21 protein-coding genes, 1 tRNA gene and 1 other RNA gene are annotated in these 22,226 nt (G+C 40.2%); 4 read left to right on the forward strand and 19 right to left on the reverse strand.

Annotated features, from left to right (window positions below):
* Window positions 1-48: 48 nt before the first annotated feature.
* Window positions 49-831, forward strand: a complete 783-nt coding sequence (nagB, locus tag FKZ43_RS00145) for a glucosamine-6-phosphate deaminase (protein ID WP_022803413.1) — start codon at window positions 49-51, stop codon at window positions 829-831.
* A gap of 21 nt (window positions 832-852) precedes the next feature.
* Window positions 853-2,112 carry a GlmU family protein gene (locus FKZ43_RS00150; protein WP_029234062.1) on the forward strand — a complete coding sequence of 420 codons (1,260 nt, stop codon included), beginning with the start codon at window positions 853-855 and terminating at the stop codon, window positions 2,110-2,112.
* Window positions 2,113-2,150: 38 nt separating this feature from the next.
* Here FKZ43_RS00150 and groL read toward each other — a convergent pair whose 3' ends face one another.
* From groL to FKZ43_RS00165, 3 genes are all read right to left on the reverse strand, one after another.
* Window positions 2,151-3,776, reverse strand: a complete 1,626-nt coding sequence (groL, locus tag FKZ43_RS00155) for a chaperonin GroEL (RefSeq protein WP_022803415.1) — start codon at window positions 3,774-3,776, stop codon at window positions 2,151-2,153.
* A gap of 35 nt (window positions 3,777-3,811) precedes the next feature.
* Window positions 3,812-4,108, reverse strand: coding sequence for a co-chaperone GroES (gene groES / locus FKZ43_RS00160; protein WP_092350642.1), 297 nt, complete (start codon window positions 4,106-4,108; stop codon window positions 3,812-3,814).
* Between the two features lie 184 nt (window positions 4,109-4,292).
* On the reverse strand, window positions 4,293-4,709 hold the full coding sequence (locus FKZ43_RS00165) for an RrF2 family transcriptional regulator (RefSeq protein WP_140943857.1): 417 nt from the start codon (window positions 4,707-4,709) through the stop codon (window positions 4,293-4,295).
* A 97-nt stretch (window positions 4,710-4,806) separates the two neighbouring features.
* On the opposite strand from FKZ43_RS00165, the gene FKZ43_RS00170 reads away from it, so the two are divergent.
* Window positions 4,807-4,879, forward strand: a tRNA-Ala gene (locus FKZ43_RS00170).
* 77 nt (window positions 4,880-4,956) lie between these two features.
* The gene (locus FKZ43_RS00175) at window positions 4,957-5,874 is read left to right on the forward strand and encodes a ParB/RepB/Spo0J family partition protein (RefSeq protein WP_022803355.1); all 918 of its coding nucleotides are present in this window, start codon (window positions 4,957-4,959) and stop codon (window positions 5,872-5,874) included.
* On the opposite strand, the gene FKZ43_RS00180 is transcribed toward FKZ43_RS00175, so the two are convergent.
* The 16 genes from FKZ43_RS00180 to FKZ43_RS00255 form a co-directional block, all read right to left on the reverse strand.
* Window positions 5,871-8,312 (reverse strand): Lon protease family protein, encoded by a 2,442-nt coding sequence (locus FKZ43_RS00180; RefSeq protein WP_140943858.1) that lies wholly within the window; start codon window positions 8,310-8,312, stop codon window positions 5,871-5,873. The genes FKZ43_RS00175 and FKZ43_RS00180 overlap by 4 nt on opposite strands.
* 68 nt (window positions 8,313-8,380) lie before the next feature.
* Entirely contained in the window at window positions 8,381-8,857 is a 477-nt protein-coding gene (locus tag FKZ43_RS00185; RefSeq protein WP_140943859.1) for a cupin domain-containing protein, read from the reverse strand.
* 81 nt (window positions 8,858-8,938) lie between these two features.
* Window positions 8,939-10,270 (reverse strand): multiheme c-type cytochrome, encoded by a 1,332-nt coding sequence (locus FKZ43_RS00190; RefSeq protein WP_140943860.1) that lies wholly within the window; start codon window positions 10,268-10,270, stop codon window positions 8,939-8,941.
* 104 nt (window positions 10,271-10,374) lie between these two features.
* A complete protein-coding gene (locus FKZ43_RS00195) occupies window positions 10,375-11,037 on the reverse strand; it encodes a thiamine phosphate synthase (protein WP_140943861.1) in 663 nt (220 codons plus the stop codon).
* Between the two features lie 3 nt (window positions 11,038-11,040).
* On the reverse strand, window positions 11,041-12,108 hold the full coding sequence (locus FKZ43_RS00200) for an AIR synthase family protein (RefSeq protein ID WP_140943862.1): 1,068 nt from the start codon (window positions 12,106-12,108) through the stop codon (window positions 11,041-11,043).
* 16 nt (window positions 12,109-12,124) lie between these two features.
* Entirely contained in the window at window positions 12,125-12,802 is a 678-nt protein-coding gene (locus tag FKZ43_RS00205; protein ID WP_140943863.1) for a class I SAM-dependent methyltransferase, read from the reverse strand.
* A 33-nt stretch (window positions 12,803-12,835) separates the two neighbouring features.
* Complete coding sequence (locus FKZ43_RS00210) at window positions 12,836-13,585, reverse strand: RluA family pseudouridine synthase (protein ID WP_140943864.1); 750 nt, start codon at window positions 13,583-13,585, stop codon at window positions 12,836-12,838.
* A gap of 36 nt (window positions 13,586-13,621) precedes the next feature.
* Complete coding sequence (locus FKZ43_RS00215; RefSeq protein WP_140943865.1) at window positions 13,622-14,239, reverse strand: hypothetical protein; 618 nt, start codon at window positions 14,237-14,239, stop codon at window positions 13,622-13,624.
* Window positions 14,240-14,249: 10 nt separating this feature from the next.
* Window positions 14,250-14,858, reverse strand: a complete 609-nt coding sequence (gene ruvA / locus FKZ43_RS00220) for a Holliday junction branch migration protein RuvA (protein ID WP_181180182.1) — start codon at window positions 14,856-14,858, stop codon at window positions 14,250-14,252.
* Window positions 14,855-15,448 (reverse strand): crossover junction endodeoxyribonuclease RuvC, encoded by a 594-nt coding sequence (gene ruvC, locus FKZ43_RS00225; protein ID WP_140943867.1) that lies wholly within the window; start codon window positions 15,446-15,448, stop codon window positions 14,855-14,857. The genes ruvA and ruvC overlap by 4 nt, the downstream gene beginning before the upstream one ends.
* Window positions 15,449-15,473: 25 nt before the next feature.
* On the reverse strand, window positions 15,474-16,232 hold the full coding sequence (locus FKZ43_RS00230) for a YebC/PmpR family DNA-binding transcriptional regulator (RefSeq protein ID WP_140943868.1): 759 nt from the start codon (window positions 16,230-16,232) through the stop codon (window positions 15,474-15,476).
* A 17-nt stretch (window positions 16,233-16,249) separates the two neighbouring features.
* Window positions 16,250-17,950, reverse strand: coding sequence for a single-stranded-DNA-specific exonuclease RecJ (gene recJ, locus FKZ43_RS00235; RefSeq protein ID WP_181180183.1), 1,701 nt, complete (start codon window positions 17,948-17,950; stop codon window positions 16,250-16,252).
* Between the two features lie 26 nt (window positions 17,951-17,976).
* Window positions 17,977-18,364, reverse strand: an RNA gene (gene rnpB / locus FKZ43_RS00240) — RNase P RNA component class A.
* A gap of 2 nt (window positions 18,365-18,366) precedes the next feature.
* Window positions 18,367-19,104, reverse strand: a complete 738-nt coding sequence (locus FKZ43_RS00245) for a zinc ribbon domain-containing protein (protein ID WP_219916493.1) — start codon at window positions 19,102-19,104, stop codon at window positions 18,367-18,369.
* Window positions 19,105-19,292: 188 nt separating this feature from the next.
* Window positions 19,293-20,291: a 2-oxoacid:ferredoxin oxidoreductase subunit beta gene (locus tag FKZ43_RS00250; protein ID WP_181180184.1), complete on the reverse strand. Its 999-nt coding sequence runs from the start codon at window positions 20,289-20,291 to the stop codon at window positions 19,293-19,295.
* The gene (locus FKZ43_RS00255; RefSeq protein WP_140943871.1) at window positions 20,281-22,203 is read right to left on the reverse strand and encodes a 2-oxoacid:ferredoxin oxidoreductase subunit alpha; all 1,923 of its coding nucleotides are present in this window, start codon (window positions 22,201-22,203) and stop codon (window positions 20,281-20,283) included. The genes FKZ43_RS00250 and FKZ43_RS00255 overlap by 11 nt, the downstream gene beginning before the upstream one ends.
* Window positions 22,204-22,226 lie beyond the last annotated feature (23 nt).

Here is a 22,226-nt window from a genome sequence, read left to right on the forward strand (position 1 = left end):
TTTTGTTTCAATAAACAAAAATAAAAACAAAATCGGAGACAAACTAAAATGCTTGTGATCGTCAAAGAGGATTACGATGCAATGAGCAAAGAAGCAGCAAAAATTGTCGCTGACAGAATAAGAAGAAAGCCAAACCTTGTCCTTGGGCTCGCAACAGGTAGCACACCACTTGGACTTTACAAGGAACTTATTAGAATGCATCGCGAAGAGGGACTTGATTTCTCAAAGGTGGTCACATTCAACCTTGATGAGTATGTCGGTTTACCGCCTGAACACGACCAGAGTTATCACTACTTTATGTGGGAAAATTTCTTCAAACATATCAACATCAACCCTGCAAATGTCCATATTCCACAAGGGATGTTCGGCGATTTAAAAATAAGCCCGTATGAAACGGACCCAAAAGTTGAGGCTTATTGCCAATGGTATGAGGAACAGATAAAGAAGTTTGGAGGAATTGACTTGCAAATCCTTGGTATCGGAGCAAATGGACATATCGCTTTCAACGAACCAGGTTCATCGCTTGGTTCAAGAACAAGGATAAAAACATTGACTGAAAAAACAAGGCAGGACAACTCAAGATTCTTCAAAAGCATTGACGAAGTTCCAAAGTATGCTATTACCATGGGGATTGGAACAATTATGGAAGCAAAAGAGGTAATACTTCTTGCAAATGGTGAAAACAAAGCCGATGCTGTAAAAGCAGCGGTTGAAGGTCCAATAACAGCAATGTGCCCAGCTTCAATGCTACAAATGCACAGGAAGGCAATAATAATACTTGACAAAAAAGCAGCATCAAAATTGTCAGCTGAATTTATATATTACGGTTGAAAAACAAAATTTAACCCCACTATGAACATTTGCATCTTTGAGGATGAGAAATACAGGAAATTGCTTCCGCTCGTTTACTTCAGACCTGTGTATGAATTACGCTGTGGAATAATCCCAATCAAGGACAAAATCATAAGAAGTTTTTCAAACCCAAATGTAATTCTTCACGCAAGGGACTATCTGACGGAAGTTCTGAAAAGAGATTACCCAAATTATTATGTCAATGAGCTTCCTGCAAATATAAATCAAGTTCTGTTCATTAACGGTAGAGTTCTTGCCGACCCACACTTTGCGGATAAGTTTAAGTATAACGGGAAGGACATCGCTTATATCAAGGGAGATGATATCGTTGCTTTCTGGGCGAGCGGTGAAAATTTAGAAAAATTTAAAAATAAGTTTGGGACACCACTGGCAAAGTCTGATTTTGAGAATTATGAAAAGATTGAAATATCTGCGAAACTAATAAACTACCCCTGGGACATCATCAACAACAATGGCGAACAGATAGTCATTGACTTTAATATCTTAACCGATGGTAAAGCGAGAAGAGAGGGAAAAATTTACGAAGGCGTTCATCTTTTAAACGAACATTTCATCCACATTGAAGAGGGCGCGAAGATCAAACCTGGGGTTGTGCTTGATGCGGAAAACGGTCCAATTTACATTGGGAAAAATGTTAAAATTTTACCCAACGCGGTGATTGAAGGTCCGGCTTATGTTGGAGATGGGAGCTTGATAAAAGTATCGGCGAAAATTTACGAGAACACAAGCATCGGTCCTGTATGTAAGGTTGGAGGAGAGGTTGAAGCTTCAATAATACACGCTTTTTCAAATAAACAACACGAAGGTTTCATCGGGCACTCATATCTTGGGACATGGGTAAATATCGGGGCGGACACGAACAACAGCGATTTAAAAAATGATTATGGCAATGTCAAGGTTTATGTTGATGGTGAGCTTATTGATAGTGGATCAATGTTTGTTGGACTCATAATGGGAGACCATTCAAAAAGCGGTATAAATTTGATGTTTAATACTGGGACAGTCGTCGGAGTAAGTTGCAACATTTACGGCTCTGGCTTACCTCCAAAATTTGTTCCATCTTTTTCATGGGGTGGAGCTGAAGATGGATTCGTCACCTACCGAATTGATAAAGCGATTGAAGTTGCAAAAAGGGTTATGGCAAGGAGAAATGTCCAATTAACGGAAATTGATGAGAAACTTTTCAGAAAAATCTTTGAGTTGACCGAAGAGGAAAGAAGTAAGGCAGGGGTTAAATAACAAATAAGCCCGAGCATTAAGCTCGGGCTTTTATTTTTTTAATACATATCGCTCATTCCACCTGGAACTGCCGGGGTTTTTTCCTTTTCGGGCTTCTCAAACACAACCGCCTCTGTCGTCAACAACAGCGAAGCAACACTTGCAGCGTTTTCAAGCGCAACACGGACAACCTTCGTTGGGTCAATAACCCCTGATTCAAGTAGGTTCTCAAATTGCTCAGTTTGAGCATTGAAACCAAAGTCATCCTTGCCCTCCTTAACCTTTTGAACTATCACCGACGGCTCAAGACCAGCATTAGCAATTATCTGTCTTATCGGCTCTTCAAGCGCTCTCCTGACGATATCAATACCAACCGCCTGATCCTCATTTTCAGGTTTAAGCTCATCAAGTTTATGCATAACCCTAAGATATGCAACACCACCACCTGGGACAATTCCCTCTTCAACTGCTGCTTTTGTTGCATGTAAAGCATCTTCAACCCTTGCCTTCTTCTCCTTCATCTCAACTTCTGTAGCAGCACCAATCTTTAAAACAGCAACACCACCGCTCAACTTAGCAAGACGCTCTTGAAGTTTCTCTCTATCATAATCAGATGTCGTCTTCTCAATCTGAACCTTGATTTCATTTATACGACGCTTGATATCTTCCTTATTTCCGGCTCCCTCAACGATTGTTGTATTGTCCTTGTCAACAACAACCTTCTTGGCTTGACCAAGGTATGAGAGCTGAGCATTTTCAAGTTTGAACCCTTTCTCTTCAGAAATCACCGTCCCACCAGTCAGTATTGCGATATCTTCAAGCATTGCTTTCCTTCTTTCACCAAATCCTGGCGCTTTAACTGCACAACAACGCAAAGTCCCCCGGAGTTTATTTACAACGAGTGTAGCAAGTGCCTCACCCTCAACATCTTCAGCAATTACAAGCAAAGGTTTTCCAGATTGAGCCACCTTTTCAAGTATCGGGAGGAAATCTTTCAATGAGCTTATCTTCTTGTCATGGATCAAGATATACGGATTTTCAAGGACGCATTCCATTGTGTCAGGATTCGTCACGAAATATGGTGAAAGATAACCTCTATCAAATTGCATACCTTCCACAATCTCCATCGTCGTCTCCGTTCCCTTTGCCTCTTCAACAGTTATAACACCATCACGACCAACCTTATCCATAGCATCAGCGATCAACTGCCCAATTGACATATCATTGTTAGCAGAAATTGCCCCGACATAGGCAATTTGCTTCTTATCCTTGACCTCACGACTAATCTCCTTCAAGCCCTCAACAACTTTTTGTACAGCCATATCAATTCCACGCTTCAGGTCCATTGGGTTTCTCCCAGCCACGACATTCTTCAATCCTTCTTTAAATATTGCTTGAGCGAGAACGGTTGCCGTGGTTGTCCCATCACCAGCCACATCGCTCGTTTTTGAAGCAACTTCACGAATCAACTGTGCTCCCATGTTTTCAACCGGGTCCTCAAGCTCAATTTCCTTAGCAACCGTTACCCCATCCTTTGTCACAACAGGCGGTCCAAACTTTTTATCTATAATAACATTCCGCCCTTTTGGACCGAGTGTAACTTTTACTGCCTCCGAGAGCTTATCAACACCACGCTTTAAAGCTGCACGTGCATCAGCATTGAAAAGTATGTCTTTTGCTGCCATGGTTTTACCTCCCTTTCACTTTTGTTTTTAAATTTTCATTCAATGATTGCAAGTATATCGCTTTCCCTCATGATCAAGAACTCCTCACCGTCAATTGAAATCTCCGTTCCAGCGTATTTCCCATAAAGGACTTTGTCGCCAACTTTAACCTCCATCGGGATTTTCTTCCCATCATCAGTTATCCTACCCGGACCCACCGCAATAACCTCCCCCTGTTGTGGGCGCTCCTTCGCAGTGTCAGGTATCACAAGTCCGCTCTTCGTAACCTCTTCAGCAGGTAATGGCTTTACCACAACCCTATCTGAAAGAGGACGAATGTTAACTTTTGCCATAAAATTCACCTCCTAAGTTTTGTTTTACCTATTAGCACCCGGATTGAAAGAGTGCTAATCGCATAATTAAATATAATGCTTAAAACAATTTCTGTCAAGTGACAAAATGACTAATAAATACAAAAGCAAATTAAAATTCAATCAAAAAATAAGGTATGTGAAATTGAAAGTTTGAAAAAATGTCTTAAATCCTGACCTCGCCATCCAACAACTCCTTTAATGTCCTCTCTGAAAGCATCTGCTTTATCTGCTCACGAATAACACTCCAATTTTGATGGACGGAGCAAGGATTTTCATCCGAACAATTCGGCAATCCAAGAACGCATTTTTTAAATAATTCATCCCCTTCAAGTGCAAGGACAACATCAATTATCTTTAACTTATCAGGTGATTTTCTCAAGACGAAACCACCGTTTCTCCCACGTCTTGAATATATTATTTTTGACCTGACTAGCTTTTGAATCACTTTGGCGAGGAAATGTTTAGGTATTTTTAATTCCTTTGCTATTTCCTTCGTCGTGATATATTTTGAACTGTTAAGCGCGATGTAAAGGACCGCCCTTATCCCATACTCCGTTGTTTTGCTTAAAAGAGCAGGCACTTGTTGTTATACGAATCTTTTTTTGTTTTAAATTACAACAAAACAACAAAATTTGGAAATTTCAAGCGGAGTTTTTAAATTTGAAATGAAATTTCCTGGGGCCGTAGCTCAGTTGGGAGAGCGCCACAATGGCATTGTGGAGGTCACGGGTTCGAATCCCGTCGGCTCCACTACCTTTCAACTTAACACTTGAAAATTTTCCCGCCAAAAATTATCTTTTTAAAAAATAAAAAATCCCAAAGTAAAAATGCCAAGAGTCAGGTGGAAAATATACCCGGTTACGGAACATCTTCCAGACGAGATAAAGGAACTTGCAAAAGAAATTGAAAAAGACGGGGGAACTGTCCTAACAATATATCAAGAGCCATATGGCAAGAATTGGCAAATATTTGCGCTTCTACCACTTGAAAAGGTAAAACCAACCCCATTCCAAAGAGACCTTTCCTCATCTCATGTCAAACGTCTTCAAGAAGTGATTGAACAAGTCAAAAGATTCATTGACCCGATCGTTGCCGTAAGATACGCGGAGGGTGAATATTGGACGCCAAATGGCAACCATAGAAGGGAAGCCCTCCTACAACTTGGAGCTAAAGAAATACCTGCTATAATTATCCCAGACATGTCAGTCGCGTTTCACATCCTCTCGTTAAACACTGAAAAAGCGCATAACCTTAAAGAAAAAGCGCTTGAAGTGATCAGAATGTATAGGGGATTACTTGAAACGAATGGGAAAATTTCGGAAATGGAATATTCATTCCAATTTGAAGAAGCTTACTTTATAACGCTTGGTCTAATATACGAGAAACATTTGAAGTTCAGTGGTTCTGCTTATGTCCCGATACTTAAAAAGGTTGATAATTTCATTGACGCACCGTTGCCAGAAGCACTTTCAGTAAGAGAAAAAAGAGCGGAGCTTTTGAAAGAAGTTGATGATGTGATTGAACCGATAGTTCAAAGCTTGAGAGAAAGAGGGATTAACCATCCTTTCTTAAAGCAAGCGGTTGTTTCAAAAGTAAACCCAATAAAAAGGAAGAGAACTGCAACGATTGAATATGATGAACTCTTCAAACAAATGAGAAAATCACTTGAAAAACTTGATCCATCTTCAATAACGATGGAAGAGCTTATAGCTATTGCCTCCGAGATGAGCGGTTGGAGCGATTAATCACTTGTAAATTTTTTCAAACCCTTTGATATTTCTCTTAATCTTTTATCAACAAGGTAATTGACTGTGCCTGGTTCAAATTTTCCGTCTTTAAGTCGTTTGCCTGCTTTTACACCTGTTAAAATTTCAATGCCCTCGTCTATCGTTTCAACTGGATAAATGTGAAACAAACCTTTTTTAACTGCTTCAACGACATCATCCCTTAACATTAAATCATCAACATTTTTCTTCGGTATTATCACACCTTGTTCGCCTGTTAAACCTTTCGCCTTACACACATCAAAGAAACCTTCTATCTTCTCATTTACTCCACCTATTGGCTGAATGTCCCCTTTTTGATTAACTGAACCGGTAACCGCAATACCTTGTTTTATCGGCAAGCCCGAAAGAGCTGAAAGTAATGCGTAAAGCTCTGTTGAAGATGCGCTATCCCCATCAATTCCAGAATACGACTGCTCAAAACAAATACTCGCTGATAAAGTTAATGGTTTATCCTGCGCGTATTTCTCACGCAAATAACCAGCTAAGATTAAAACCCCCTTATCGTGAATTCTACCGCTTAAATTTGACTCCCTCTCAATGTTGATAATCCCAGCCCTGCCCATTGAAACGCTCGCAGTTATTCTAACGGGTCTACCAAATCTATAATCACCAATCTCATAAATTGTCAAACCATTAACTTGCCCAACCCTTTCACCGGTTACATCAACAAGTATAACACCCTTTGATATCATCTCTTTTATTTTATCCTCAATCATCTTCCTTCTTTCAAAACTTTCCTGAATCGCTTTCTGAACATGTGAAGGTTTAACTTGATTGCTTCCATCAACTCTCGCCCAGTAATCCGCCTCCCGTATTAAATCAGCTATAGTGCTAAACCTTGTGGTAATTTTATCCCTTCTGCCAGCTTGACGCACAGCAAATTCAACAACTTTACCAATTGCTTCCCTCTCAAATGGTCTCAAATTTTCATCCCTACAAATCTTCCTTATAAATTTCGCATATTGAATTATCGCTTCATCGTTCAAATCCATTTCAAAATCAAAATCCGCCTTTATCTTGAAAATCTTCTGAAAGTCCTCGTCATATTCATAAAGCAAATGATAAAGTTCAGGGTCTCCAAGCATTATAATTTTTGTATTTATCTCAATTGGTTCTGGCTTCAAAGAAATTGAACTTATCTGAAAGAAAACATCCATCGGCTGAATTTCAAGTTTTCTATACATAAGCGTTCTCTTAAGTGCTTTCCAAACACCTGGCTCACTTAACGCATCCCTTGCATTTAAAACGAGATAGCCACCGTCCGCCTTTAAAATTGAACCAGCTTTTATCTTTGTAAAATCAGTCCTCCAAAAACCTCGCGAATCATAAACCTTCTCTATCGTCCCGAATATATTTGAAAATGTCGGTGTAGTCTCAATTATAACAGGAACGCCTTCCTGTTCAGAGTTATCAAGTATGACATTAACACGATAAGGAAGAAATGGGTCAACTTCCTCTTTTTGTTCGGGGGAAAATGGCACTGACTTAACTTGTTCAGCTGTAGCTTTGAAAATATGTAGATTGTTCAAAATATGCTTGCGAACATCGTCAAGATATTCGTGGACTTTCGGTATTTTAAACTGCTCTTTTATCTCATCAATTATTCCATCAACAATTGACCTAACCGCCTCACGTTCAAGCTCTTCAAGTTCCCTTGAAAGCTCCCTTGCAAGTATCATCTCCTTTTTGAAAATTTCCTGCATCTGCGCCTGAAGCTCAAGATATTTGCGCTCTATCGCCTTGACTTCCTCCTCGGATATTTTACCCGACTTGGCAAGATTTACGAGCTGTTCAATTGGAACTGGCTTACCTTCAACTATCGGGACAATGCTAGGCTTTATGACATTTTCAACCTGCATGTTTATTATGGCGAATCTTTCCTTCTCAACTTTTTTCTGAAATTCCCTTAAAAGTTCCTGCTCCTTCCTCTGATATTTCTCAATAACTTTATTCCTTGCGTCAACATACTTTTCATCTTCAAGCGTCCTTGGGATTTTCTGCTTCAGATAAAAAATCATCGCTTCCATATTTCGCTTAAACATTATCGCCTGACCCCGGGGAAATTCAAGAAGTCGCGGCTCATCGGGATTTTTGAAGTTGTAAACATAACACCTATCCGGAGCCTGTGGCGCCTTGGGGGAAATTTGCTTCAAAATGTGTTTTATCGTCGTCATACGCCCTGTCCCCGTCAAACCACAAACAAAAACATTATAACCAGGAGCGAAAAGCTCCGTCCCCAGTTTCAGCGCCTTTAAAGCCCTATCCTGACCGATTATATCCTCAAGTGGCTCAATCTCATCGGTTGTTTCAAATTGTAATTTCTCAACTGGACATGACCATTTTAATTCATCGGGATTTAACTCTTTGAATTTGTGCTTATATTTTAATCGCTCCATTTTTCAGTGAAGGTTTGTTTGACTACAATTGAAATTTAACACTTACAGTGGAAAGAAAAAATTTCACTTCAAACTTGAATTGGATACGTCTCGGGGATACGAACGACCTTGCTTACCTTTTCACTTTTCAACAACTCAAAAATTTCACTGCGCTTAAGTAACTTTGGCTTATCCCTTTTAGCGTCAACTATACAAATGAAACCAAACGGTTCATCCGACTGATTTATAAATTGATGTGGGACATTTGAACCAATGTAAATTACATCCATAAAATTCATTTCATAAACATCATCACCAGCAACTGCCAAACCATTACCACGAACGCAGATCACGACATGCTCATGGCGATGTTTTTCAAGTGTAGAATATCCACCCGGGGCAATTTCAAAATATCTCACATGAAATTTTGTATTTTCCCCCGACTTCCCCACAATTACTCGTCTACTGACATTGAGCCAGGTGTTTCTTTCATCTTTATATTGTTTTACTTCAACTCCTTCCCAATTGAAATCACTGAACTTTAAAAATCTGACTTTGTTGCTCATTACGGGATCGTTTTTTGCAAAAAATATAATGAAATCGGCTTAAAAACAAAAAGGGCAGGACAATGCCTGCCCCATATTATATTACTTCTTCTGTTTTGCTTGCGCATATTGTTTTCTTAACATCTCCGCTTCGTGTTTTATCTCGGCAAGGTCTTTCTTCATCTCCGCCCACCCATACCAATGCTGATAATCCGGATTCATATGGAACGCACCTTGAAAACTTCTCATCCTGTGCTCAAGAAACATAACATAGAGCTTTTGCTCTATCGGATGACGAACCTCATAGAACCTCAACAAGTCGGTGTGAAGAGGATAATCTTTTGGACGCTCAAGTATTCCATCTCTATAAAGCGATTCAACGATCTCAATCGCCTCAGCCATAAGTTTATCTGATTCCTTTATAACTTGGTCTGCTTTTTCAAGTTGTTCCTTCGCAAAACTTGGGCTGTGACATTGGGAGCAAATTTTTATCATTCTATTTCTCTCCGCTTCCCATTCCTCCGCTGTCAATCTAACGACTTTCCCTGCTTCAATGACTTTAATCCTTTCTGTGAAATTCCCTTTCTCATCAAGGACGCCAAGTCCACGCATAATTGTGTTTCTCAACTTCGCCCATTCTGGGTCCTTTTCAGCAACTCTTAAAGCGAGGAAGCCCCAAGCTGTTTTAACTCCGTGGTCACCATTTGGCATATGGCATGTCTGACAAACGGGAGCTCTTGGTGTTGATGAATCAGCCTTATACGGTTCTTTATACCACTGACTCAATGGCTTGCTGAAATCCCAATTCTTCCCCTCCGTAAAATAAATTGTCCCATGCTTTGAAGTGCTCCACATCTCCCATTGCGGATGGTCAAATCCCATATGACAAGTCATGCACGCCTCGGGTTTTCTGGCTTCAACAGTTGAGAACTTATGCCTTGTATGACAAGCATCGCATTTCCCCTCATCACGCCCAATTCTATGGCAACCACCGCAACCCTTTTCCCCTTCAATTAAAACGCTTGGTTGATCCTTCGTCGTAGGCATAGCCATCATCGCAACCCAAGCCAGAGCATGCTTCCCTCTTTCAAACTCATTCACCTTGTCCTCATGACATTGTGCACAATTCCTCGGTGAAACAAGTCGCCTCACCCTTTTATCTTCACAACTACTCTTTGACTCGTGTATCTCCTTCACCGCCTCTTTGACAGGGATATGACAATCCGCACATGTGACACCAGCTTCATAATGCTTGCTCAACTTCCAATCCCTAATCGCACTCGCAGTTATACCCTTTGAAACATGGCAATCAATGCACTCCTGCGCTTGAGCGGTCTTCACCGCTTTTGAAACATCAGGATAAAAGACCACAAGAGAAATAACTATTAGAACAGGGACAAAAAGAAAAGCTAACAAATTAATGATATGCTTCATCAGTGTGCCCTTGATTTTGTTTTTAAGGCAGAAAAAATTTAATAAAAAAAGACAAAATCGTCAAATTTTATACGGCACTTTCAATTCCCCCAATTAAATTCAAATTAAGCTCGCAAAATTTTCCTCTTGAAATTCTCACTTGCCCGTCTTGGGTCATCCGCTTTCATAATCCCGGACACAACAGCAACACCATCAGCCCCGGCTTTCAAAACATCATCAACATTTTCAACCGTTATCCCACCGGAAGCAAAAACAGGGATACCTTCACCAAGAATTTCTTTTGCTTTCCCTATCATCTCAAGCGGGACTATCTCGCAGGAATCAACAGATGATGAAGGGAAAACTGAACAAAAGGAGATGTAATCCACAGCGTTTTCCCTTGCCCACTCAATTTTCCTGACATCATTGCCGCAGGTAACGCCGACAATTTTATCAAACCCAATTTTACTTTTAATCTCGGCAATTGACGCTTTCGGTATCTCGTAGCCATCAAGATGAACACCATCAGCATCTACCAATGCACAAAGCTCCAAATCATTAGCAATTAAAACTGGGACTTCCTTCTTATGCGCTACTTCAATTATTTTTCTGATAATCTCACAAAGCCTCTCAAACTCCAACTCCCATTCCTCTCTCTGCGCCCATATTTGAATCACATCAACACCTCCTTCAATCGCCCTCTCAACGATCTCAAGCACCTTCCCTTCACCTAATTTTTTAACCGAATTTATATCAACGACGAAGTAAAGACCGCCTTTGATTTTCATTTTTCACCTCCATCCTTTGTTAACAGCATTTATGTAAGCGCTCCAGTAAGGGTCTGCTTCTGGATAAAAAAACTCACTTCTAGTTCCATCCGGCTCTTCAATCCAAAATCCGTATGTTGCTTCCGTCAAATAGCCAACCTCGGCAGAGTTGATACCATTTTCCTCAAGAAGGTTGATAAGCTCCGTTACTTTTCCTTCCTTCACAGCGATTATCAATGTCCCTTCACTCAAAGAGATATATGGATCAATCTCAAAAAGTTGACAAATTTTTTCTGTTGTTTCAGAGATGGGAATTTTATCCCTGTAGATGTGAGCACCGCAACCGGAAGCAACAGCCAATTCATAAATCCCTCCCAAAACACCACCTTCTGTTGCATCGTGCATTGCGGATACACCTTCATCGCGGACACCGACCTTTACAGCGATCAATGCATCGTTTACAACTGAAAACTTTCTAAAATAACTTTGTGCCTCTTTTAAAAACCCAGAACCGAAATTTTTCTCTATCGTCTCGGGGAAAACACGCGCAAGTATTCCAGTGGTCGCAATTGCTGTGCCTTTGGTTATAACAATCCTATCACCTGGCCTAGCCATATTTGAAGCAAGATACTTATCAATATCACCAATTGAAATAAATGTCCCTCCTCCGACGATCGTGTAATCTATACCGAAAAATTTCCCTGTGTGCCCAGCAACAATCGCAATTCCGAGTTTCTCACATTCACGGTGGAAAGCATCCCAATAAATTTCAAATTCTTCCTTTGTTATCTGCGGTGGTAAATTGAAATCAAGCACAGCATACATCGGCGGGATACCACTCGTTGCAAGATCGGACGCAAGAAGATGAACCGTAAGCCAAGCTGAATCCTCAAACCCAAGCACAGGAATTATGGAAAGAGGGTCCGTCGTTAAAATCATAACCTGTCGTTCATTCACCTTTATCACCGCATTGTCACAACCATATGCTGGACCAACTAAGACTTCCTCTCTTCTTGCACCAAGTTTTGGATATATGACATTGTCAAAGAAAATCTTCCCGACCTTCCCAAATTTTGGAAAATCCACCTGCATCTTTCACTCAAATTTTTTATTTAAACTTAACACCAATGCCAAGAAAAGAACCTCCAAATGGAATTTTAACAAGCCCTTTTATCCCGAAAATCTTCGGAAAAACAGCACATCGCCAATCAAGAAATTCAAAATTTTTACCCTTTAGCGCATTGGATAATTCTCGTTTTATCTCAGGTAAAGAGTAAAACCTTGCATTGTAATAGTATGGATTTTTACCAAGTTTCACCTGAATTATCCTCCTTATCGTCGGCAAACTCCACTTGTTCATCAAACCAATAACTATACCTTTTCTCGCAACCCTTTCAGCTTCCCTGAAAACTTGTGAAAGGTCCTTCATATATTCAAGACAAGCGACATATAAAACGACATCAAAGGATTTATCTTCAAACGGTAAACTCTCAGCACTTGCGTTTACGAAATTGCCCTCTTTCCATAATTCTCTCGCAACGCTTAACATCACTGGTGAAATATCTGCACCGACTACTTTATACCCAAGTGAGTGAAGCCACCTCGTAAAATGCCCCGTCCCGCAACCCACCTCAAGCACTTCCCTTACATCATCTATTTGATCAATTAAAAACTTCAACAACTTTTTCTCTTGAATGTCTGCTTCCTTATACTTCCCCTCATAGAACGATTCATAAACTTTCGCTATCTCCGGGTTGAAATACCACGGTGTGAATTCTTTTCCCATAGAAAATTGACGATTTTGTTTTAACTTGGCAAATTAAGTTTCAACTTTGCTGTGTTTCCTCAACTGTCTGATTAAACTCTCAAAATCCTTCGGCAATTTCGCCTCAAACTCAACATATTCCTTTTTTCTGAAATGGAAGAAACCTAGCTTCAAAGCATGAAGCGTCAATCTGTTCATCAAAGGTCTCTCCGTCTCGTTTTCCTTAACTTTGTATTTCTTCTTTATCTCCGAGAGGAAAATTTCCTCTCTACCTCCATAAACCGAGTCAATGGCGAGAGGGTGCCCTATCGCTTTAAAATGAACCCGTATTTGATGCATCCTTCCAGTTAAAGGACGAACTTCAACAAGTGAATAATTTTCAAACTCTTCTAAAACACGATATTCAGTGATTGACCTTTTCCCATTTTCATAATCAACTTTCATCGTCCCGGGAACCTTTTCATTTTCAGACAAAGGCAAATCAATTCTGCCCTCTTTATTTCTCAAATGCCCGGTTATCAAAGCGAGATAAACTTTATTGACATCGTGTTCTTCAAATTTCTCGCTCAAATTTGCGTGCGCTTCTTCATTTTTGGCAAAACAAATAACACCGCTTGTCTCTTTATCAAGCCGATGTACAACAAAAATTTTCCCATATTTCTCGCTCAAAATATCGTAAAGATTTGGAATCGCTCTGCTAAACCTATCCGGGATGGTTAAAACGCCAGCTGGCTTGTTTAAAACAACGATATCCTCGTCTTCGTAGATTATTTCAATTTCGGGGGAAAATTCAGTTGTCTTCATTTTTTCCAGCATCAAAATTTTTGGCGAGATTTAAACTCAAAAATTAAAGGATAGATAAGCATTAAAACCTTCCCGAGTTGGAAGTACGCCAAGTTTTAAATTTGATTTTTTGGCTAAAACGAAAGCATCAATGGCACTTGCAAAATGATTTGAAATTACAAAGACAAGGGCAAACTTAGCATAGTATCTCATTGCGCGACTTTTAGTTCTAATGTCTTTATATCTTTGCCTTGACCCATCTGTATCCCACCACCAGAAAAATTTCTCCGGGTCATAAAGTTTATCGTAATTCCTATCCCTTCCCTTTCTTTGATTGAAATCATAAACGCTTCTGTAATTTTCAATATTTGCGAAGAAATCATCATCTTTCCCGGTCTTGTCAATCCCAGCGCGAGCAACCGCAAAATTTATAGCGTCTTCATTGAGCCATCTCCCATATTCATTTAGCCCAAAATAAACAAGCCAAAGCGAAACCTCCGAAGCAAGAAAATATCGCCCGATATCAAATCTTTTCAAATACGCCTGTCCAAGCCCTGGGAAAACAAGCGAAAGCCCAAAAGCAACAGCAGGGGATTTCTTATCTGAATTGAGCTTATCTAAATCTCCCGAAATGACAATGTCAAATGCCAGAAGTAATAAGATTAATTTTTTCATCGCAATAATTTTACCTTGATGTTATATGCCTTAATGCTTGTTTGACAAGCTCTTCAACGGTGAACTCTTTTTTCTCGTTTTCCCTTAACACGGTTCTTATCGCTTTTTCAGCGGACTGCCTTGAAAATCCAAGTGAAAGAAGCGCAAGCAAAGCCTCATTTCTGACTTCAACTTGATCGCTTGAAATGAATTCAAGTGGCTTTCCTGCAAATTCAATTTTAGCGATTTTATCGCGAAGTTCAACTATGACCCTTTCAGCTGTCTTTTTCCCGACACCTGGGATTGAGACAAGCGATGAGACATCACCGTGAATTATTGAATTCTTCAACTCCTCCACACTCATCCCCGACATTATCGTCTGCGCCATCTTCGGACCTATCCCCGAGACAGAGATCAACAACTTAAAAAAATCCCTCTCCTCAATACTTGAAAATCCATAAAGGTAAATTTCTTCTTCACGAACGATTAAATAAATGTAAAGTTTTACATTTGCTCCAACATCTCCAAGTTTTTCATAAACCGTCACAGGTATATTTACAAGGTAGTGAATTCCACCGACATCAACGACAACTTCAACTGGCGATTTACTTACAATTTTTCCTTCAAGCGCAAATATCACTTTTTCTTTCTTCTTGATTTTAAATCAATCTCACCCTCAGCTAGCTCGGGATGTGCTTTCAGAAATGCTTTCCAATCCCTAAATCTCGCTTTATTCGGGACAAAGGTCTTATTTACATGACAAATAGCAACTGCGAGAGCATCTGAGACATCGTAAAATTCGGGGAAATTCTTAAGTCCAAGAATTGCCTTCACCATAAATTGGACTTGTTCCTTTGTGGCGTTTCCCCTGCCAACGACCGCCTTTTTAATCTCACGGGGTGTATATTCAAAAACCGATATGCCGGAATTAACGGCCGAAAGTATAACAACACCGCGAACATGACCAATTTTATAAGCCGATTGAAAATTTTTCCCATAAAAAGCTGTCTCAATAGCAAGGTCCGTCGGGCGATGCTGATTTATTATCTGAACCAATTCATCATAAATTTTCTTCAAGCGAATATTAAAATGCTCTCTATCATCAACTTTTATCACGCCATAATCAACAGGGATAAGTTCAGTTCTATCAAGCTTTCCATCTTTCTCAAGAACCTTAATTATGCCATAGCCAGTGATGTTGCTTCCGGGGTCAACCCCAAGAATTATCATTGTTTAAAAATCACCTCTAAAATTTTTATCCGCCCATTTGCTTGCTGTATTCAGCAAGGACGCTGTCGTCAATTTCAAAATTAGCATACACATTTTGCACATCGTCGTGATCTTCAAGCGCCTCAAGGAGTTTCAATAAAAGTTGCGCATCTTTGCCTTCAACCTTAACGGTGGTCTTAGGTATCATCCTGACCTTTGCGTCATCAATTTTAATGTTGTTTTTCTCAAGCGCCTCACGAACCGCTTCAAGATTTTCCGGAGCCGTCAAAACTTCAAAAAATGTATCGTATGCCTTCAAATCCTCAGCACCAGCATCAAGTATTATAGCAAGTATGGTATCCTCGTCATATTCCTTTGGGATTTGAATGACACCTTTTCTTTCAAAAATCCAAGCAACGGAGCCAGCTTCCCCAAGGCTACCGTTGTGCCTGTTCAGGATATTTCTAATCTCAGCAACCGTTCTATTCTTATTATCCGTCGTTGACTCAATGTAGAGCGCAACCCCACCCGGACCATATCCCTCATACACAACTTCTTCATAAAACACCCCAGGAAGTTCACCCGTTCCTCTTTTAATCGCCCTTTCAATATTTTCCCAAGGCATGTTAGCTGCCTTTGCGTTTTGAATCGCAAGTCGTAATCTCGGGTTCGTATCAGGGTTACCACCACCTTGTTTTGCAGCAACAGTTATCTCCTTGATAAGTTTCGTGAAAATCTTTCCTTTTTTCGCATCAACAACTGCTTTCTTATGCCTTATTTGATGCCACTTTGAATGACCTGACATAAACTTACACCTCCCTTTTACTTTAAATCTTTAATTTTAAACTGGACAACAGGTTGACCATTCCAATTCCCCTCATCAAAACTGAAAACGATACTAACCTTATCAGCAACACCGACGCTCTGATAAAGTTCTCCAAGACCATAGCCAATGGCGTCAATTGTTATGCCGTCAACTTTAATTTTAAATTTTAAATGATTATTTCCAAAATTTTTCACATCAAATATCTTTGCCTCCGGCGATAGAAAAACCGGTTCATAATTTCCTGGACCAAATGGTTCAAATTTTTTCAGCAACATAAAATAATCAACTATTGAATTTGCTACTTCCCGTAAATCAACAACCGCATCTATAGTTACCTCTCTTACAAGCATATCCTCCGTGAGTTCATCATCAGCGAACTTATTTATAGCGATTTTAAATTCATCAAGTTTTTCTCTTTGCAAAACCATACCTGCAGCATGTTTATGCCCACCGAATTGCAAAAGTGTATTCTCGCAATGTCTCAATGCCCTATAAATATCAAATCCCGGTATGCTTCTTGCTGAACCTTTAAGCACACCGTCGGACGATGTCAAAAGGATCGCAGGTCTATGATACTTTTCAACTATCTTTGACGCTACTATTCCAATCACTCCTTGATGCCACTCCTCATTGAAAAGGACGAGGACTTTATCCTTTTTATGCAATTGGTAACTCTCAATAAATTCAACCGCTTCATCAAATGCCTTTCTATCAAGCGATTGCCTTCTTTCATTTTCCCTGTGAAGTTCATCAGCCCACTTTGAAGCGTCTTTATAATCACTGCTTATCAAAAACTCAACAGCCCTTGTTGCATCCCCAAGTCGCCCTACCGCATTTATCCTCGGTCCAATTACAAAACCAATATGCCAAGTGTTAATTTTTTTATTCCTTAATCCAGCTCTTTCAAGCAAAGCTAGAAAAGAGACGCGCGGATTTGATGAATTTAGGAGTTCAAGCCCATACTTGACAAGAATTCTATTCTCATCAACAAGCGGAACGACATCAGCTGCAGAAGCTATAGCGACATAATCAAGATACTGAATTGGGTTTATCTCAACATTTAATTTTTCACATATCGCTTGAACTAACTTGAACGCAACCCCACAGCCGGATAAATACTTGAACGGGTAATTACAAGTCGCCTTCAAAGGGTCAAGAACAGCATAAGCATTTGGAATTTTTTCCCCCGGTTCGTGATGGTCACAGATTATAACATCAATACCAAATTTTTTCGCATACTCTACCTCATTTATAGCAGTGATACCACAATCAACCGCTATCATAGTTGAAACACCTTTTTCCTTTGCCCTTTCAATTCCCCTTAGAGAAATCCCATAACCTTCTTTAAATCTATCCGGGATGTAAACCTCAACATCTGCTCCTAGCTCTTTCAAAAACAGATAAAGCATAGATGCCCCGGTTGTCCCATCAACATCGTAATCGCCGTAAACTAAAATTTTTTCTTTATTCAAAATCGCTTTGCTGATTCTATCAACCGCCTTTTCCATGTCCTCCATAAGAAAAGGGTCATAGAGATCATCCAAACTTGGATTAAAAAACTTTTCAAGTTTTTTCCTTGTGTCAATTCCCCTTGCCACAAGAACCTTTGCTATCGGGATTGGCAAACTTGCCTCGGTTGCCAAATTTTTGACTTTTTCAATGTCCTTAACTTCAATTATTCTCCATTTATTCCGCAAATCAATAACCCAATTTATTTTAAATTTGCTGGTGTGGGTCTGTAAGCCAAATTCTGTCTTTCCCGTTGTTCGGGAGAGGCAGTTATTTCTCTTTGCGACCCACCCGAGAGTCCTTCGCCTTTGGCGAAGCCGGGGCGGGCAACCCCGGCCCCGTTATCCAGGGGTCCTCTCCTATTTGGTCTTGCTCCATGAGGGGTTTGCCCTGCCCCCGATATCGCTATCGGGGCGGTGGGCTCTTACCCCACCTTTTCACCCTTACCCCAACCCAATGGGTTGAGGCGGTATCTTTTCTGTGGCACTTTCCATCTCCAGCGGTTATGACCACTGGATTTCCCGATTGCTCGGGACTCACCGCCCTGCGGAGTTTGGACTTTCCTCCCTCAAAATTATGAGGGCAACTGCCCGACCCACACCAGCTACAACTTCACACTCTCACCAGCTTCCTTATAAACATCATCTGAAATTAATATCCTGCCACACGCCTCACACCTGTAAATCTTGTTGTTCTGCCATATCTCAACTATCCTCTGCGACGGAACCCTCGCCCCACATCCACCACATGTACCACTATTCACAGGAACAACCGCTAAAACACCAACAGCTTGCCTTATCCTTTCATACTGATTTAAAAGAATCTTATCAACTTCTTTCGCAAACTTCTCCCTCACCTTCAAAAGATTCTTCTCCTCCTCCCTTATCTCTTTGTTAATCTCTTCAAGCTCTTCTTCCTTACTCTTAAGCTCTTCCTTCAATTCCTTCAAATCCTTCTCCAAAACCTTCACCTCATCTTCAACCTCACCTTGCTGTTTGATTAACTGAGCCCTTCGCTCACTTAATTCGTCAATCCTCTCATTTGCCTCACCTATCTGTTTCTGTAAAGAATCATATTCGCGATTTGATTTCACCTGGGTCAATTGCTTCTTCCATCGTTTAATATTTTCCTTAAGCATACTTATGTCAGAGTCAATGCTATCAATCCCCTCAATTATGTTCTTTAGTGTCTCCTTTGCTCGCCGTAGCTCCTCTTCAACCTCCTCAACTCTCTCATTTAACGAATCAATCTCTGAGGGCAAGTCACCTCTTTTGCTATTAATCTCATCAAGCTTTGAGTCAACAATTTGAAGTTTGTAAAGCGCCACAAGCTTTTTTTTCAACTCCACAACCTCTAATTAAGTTTTTATTTTTAGAATAAAAAAGTGCACCCCTAAAGAGTGCACCTTTTTAAATTTATCCAAATCAAATGCATAAATTTTGCCTATTTCCTGGCTCAACTCCCAAGTAAAATCACGCAACTTTTTTTAAAATATAAAAACTAAAACGCAAAAAAACAAATCATTTTCTTTTAACCCAAGCGCGTTGAAAATTCAGCCAACATACGCTCCAAATTCACATTTGAAAGCCCACCGTCTGTTGATATCCTCTGCTTAACGGGTGGATTCTCAAAATAATCACTTATCACATCCCGTATCCTTTCCTCATAACTTGAGGTCATCTCATTTACATAAAATATCCCAACCGGTATCCTATCTCCCCACTCAAGCGACTTCTCAATCACTTGAATCCACTTTTTCTCCAACTCCCCATCATCAAGATTATAAACATACGGGTCGTAACCCTCCTCCTCAAGTTTATAAATCCTTGGCATTGGCTTACCTGTCTTCGGGTCAACCCTATCCTTGCCCATATACCAGTCCTTCGTGTTTATATCATTGTAAGTTGGGCACGGCTGTAAAACATCAATAAACGAAAGCCCTTTGTGAAGTATCGCCTTCTTTATTATCTCTTTCAGGTGTTTCACATCATAAGAATACCCACGAGCAATAAAAGTGTAACCGGAGACAAGAGCCAAGGCAATCGGATTAACAGCATCGTTTATATTTGGCTTCGGGAGCGACTTTGTTTTCATCCCAAGTTTCAATGTTGGTGATGCTTGTCCCTTCGTCAAACCATAAACCGCATTATTATAAACGATGTAAGTTAAGTTAACATTTCTTCTTCCTGAACTCACAAAATGTCCAACGCCTATCCCAAGCCCATCTCCATCCCCTCCAACAATTATAACATTTAACTCCGGGTTAGCAAGACGTGCACCAATAGCAAAAGGAAGAGCTCTACCGTGCAATGTGTGTATCCCATAGACATTTACAAAATGTGGCGTCTTGCCAGAACAACCTATACCAGAGAAAATCACCGCTTTATGCCTTGGGACCCTAAGCTCAAATAAAGCCATCTGAACCGATTGAAGTATCCCAAAGTCACCGCATCCGGGACACCAATCGTTATGAACATCGGTCTTGTAATCGTTAAGTGTTAATTTTATTTCATCTATTTTAATCGCCATGGTTTAGCACCTGTATTTTGTTTGCTTTTTTGTCAAGAATTAACTTCAAAGCCAAATAAACCTCGCTCAAGGACATCGGTCTACCGTTATACTTCAAAACATAGTAATCAATATCGCGCAAAATCTCCCTTTTCAAAATCATACCGAACTGACCCATCTTATTCTGCTCAACATCAATCAAATACTTAGATGAACCAAGCATATCAATCACCAAATCCCTCGGAAATGGGTGCAACAACTTAACTTGAATGAATTTCAATTTGTATCCATCACCTTTCAACTTTTCCATCGCTTCAAGTATTGCTCCTTTTGTTGAGCCCCAACTTAAAACAACATACTCAGCATCCTCATCACCATAAATAACTGCCTTGTCATCGTTCGGAATTTCATTCAAAGCCACTTCTAATTTCTTCATCCTTTTGTCAACCATCATCGTTCTAACTTCATGGTCTTCCGTTATATGACCGAACTCATCGTGTTCATCGCCTGTGTTCCAAAAAACAGCATTCTCAACACCAAGTCGCGCTCTCGGCGAAATCCCCGTCTCGGTAAACTTGAACCTCTTGTAAACCCCATCATTAAATGACTCAACTAAATCACCTCTATCAATCACGATTTTTGAAATATCAAATTTCTTAACGGTCATAATCGCGTTTGCCATCGCTTTGTCAATCAAATGAATCACTGGCAGTTGATATCTTTCGGCGTAATTAAAGGTCTTGACCACATCATAAAAAATCTCCTCAATATCTCCTGAAGCATAAACTATCCTCGGAAACTCACCATGACCTGTATGAACGGCGAAAAGCAAGTCCTCCTGGCTGTGTCTTGTCGGAAGTCCTGTTGATGGTCCTCCTCTCTGATAAAGCGTGACAACAACTGGCACCTCATTCATCCCAGCCCAACCAAGCCCCTCTGCCATGAGTGAAAATCCTGGTCCTGAAGTAGCTGTTGAAGCTCTTACTCCAGCAAGTCCAGCGCCAATTGCCATAGTAATAGCCGAAATTTCATCCTCCGTCTGAACAACAACTATTGAACCCTTTCCCTCCCCATCAACCAAATCAAACACAGCGTTATCCTCAAGATAAACACTTTCATCCGAAGCGGGAGTTATCGGATAATATGTCTGAAATCTACATCCACCGGCAATTTTACCAAGAGCAGATGCTTGATAACCTTGAATTAATATGTAATCATCGTTTCTATCAACAGCTTCAAGTTTATAATTCGTCTGGACAAAATTTTTAAGCACATATTCATATACAAATCTTGCTGACTCAATGTTTAAATCAGCAACTTTTTTCTTCGCCTTGAAAACATACTTTATCGCTTCCTGAACGAACTTGAAATCATACTGAAGAAGAGCAAGAGAGATTGCAACAGCCATTACATTTATCATCACATCCATCCTTGCAATCTGAGGATTATTAAGCCGTTCCGCAAGCTCCTCCAAAAGCTTAGAATAAGAAACGCCATAAGTCAATATCCCATTTTGCTTGGCATAATTAACAACATCACCTACACTAAAACCCACACCTCGCTCAGAAAGAAACGCCTTTATTCTCTTATTAGCTGCTTTGTCAATCGTCGGGATTTTATCAATGCTGATATTTTCCTGATTCACATCATAAATTAAAACGCCACCTGAAACGACCTTGTGAATGTGTCTAAACAATGTCTCCGGGTCAAAAGTCACAAGGAAATCTATCTCATCAAGATGCGACAACACTGGTTTTGAATCAACCCTGACGACATAATTGCTATGCTCACCCTTTATGTTTGAATGATACTCCCTCTTCCCGTAAACATACAATCCACCATAAGCCACAGCCCTTGAAAATATATTTGCCCCCGAGTCAACCCCACTACCTTGGGGACCACCGATCATCCAAGATAATTGATCTATCTTCATTGAGATTTTTCCGATTTGTTTTT

Origin of the sequence: Candidatus Thermokryptus mobilis, from assembly GCF_900070205.1 — a bacterium.
GTDB classification, from domain to species: Bacteria; Bacteroidota; Ignavibacteria; order Kryptoniales; family Kryptoniaceae; genus Kryptonium; species Kryptonium mobile.